The organism is Oleiphilus sp. HI0067, assembly GCF_001635735.1.
In genome coordinates this window covers 1-1,124 of record NZ_LWFI01001389.1, presented here as the reverse complement: position 1 = coordinate 1,124, position 1,124 = coordinate 1, and the positions used below count along the sequence as shown (strand labels likewise).

General features: G+C 45.5%; 2 protein-coding genes. Both read left to right on the top strand.

The window, feature by feature from the left end; genetic code table 11:
• Positions 1-705 (top strand): OmpP1/FadL family transporter (locus A3739_RS22125; protein WP_231877130.1); only part of this gene is annotated, 705 nt, incomplete at its 5' end.
• Between the two features lie 73 nt (positions 706-778).
• The coding region (locus tag A3739_RS22120) for a hypothetical protein (RefSeq protein WP_156502759.1) at positions 779-1,124 on the top strand (346 nt) is incomplete at its 3' end.

Sequence of the window (1,124 nt, the reverse complement as noted above, 5' to 3'; positions counted from 1 at the left end):
CTGCGCGGCACTTTCCTTATGGATTATACCGATGAATGGACGGCCTTCTGGCAGGGCTTCAACGGATCGATTATTGGTGCGATAACCGCTGCGATACTTGGCTTGCCTCGAGGGGTGCCATTCGAGGCTGGTAATATCTATATGGACTATGAAATACCGCAAACATTCAAGAGTGGTATTAGTATGCGGGTTCATCCTGAATGGACCGTTAACCTTGATGCGACTTGGACAGACTGGAGTGTTTGGGATGAATGGACATTTCATTTTGATCGCCCCTTAGAGTTACTGACTACTGCCCGTCTTTTATCTGGTTTGGTGACCGAAGATTCGTTAACTCTGCCATTAGGTCTTGAAGATACTTGGCACTATGGCATTGGGATTACCCAGCATGTGAACTCGCGTTTAGACATCCGTTATGGACTGGAGCTTAGGGACTCGCCTGTCGGTAAGGATGTTTTTGGGCCTGTGCCAGTCGGTGATATGAAACACTGGGGCATAGGCTTTGGTTATAAATGGGACAAGCAAACTAAAGTTGGGGCGAGCATGTTTTACATGCAGTCGGTCGATTACATTCCCAACAATACGAGTTGTAACCTAAACTGTACTAACTTCACTAACGTGGTATACAACCCTTATGCGGGGCTAGATGTTAAATTCTCGTCTAGAATCTACGGTATCGGGCTACAGTTCAAAAGACAGTTCTAATATGCTGCTTAGAATCTCTTTCATAATTCTTCTGTTACACGCGTCAAGCTTAGTGCATGCTAAGCGTTATGTTGTGTCTGACGACGCTTTTGGAAGCACGAGTGCAACGCCTCTTTCTGAGTTGAGTGAATCTGAGAAGTCTCGTCTTGAAGAAAGGGAATCTTCAGCGGTATCAGAGCCTGATAGTCCTACTGAAAACTCAGTTAGCACAAGTGACAGCTTAGCTCAAGACCCTGCATCGGAGTCCGAAGCTTTATCAGGGGAGCAATCACAACAAAGTTTAAGTCAACCCTCAATCATTGAACCGAATAGCTATTCAAGCGATTCTTCTGTTCCCTCAAATGTGCCTGATGCTAATTCTGTTGCAGGACAAGAAGCTGAAAACCCTTTTGAAAGAGAGTTGAGGTTGTCTCAGGAGA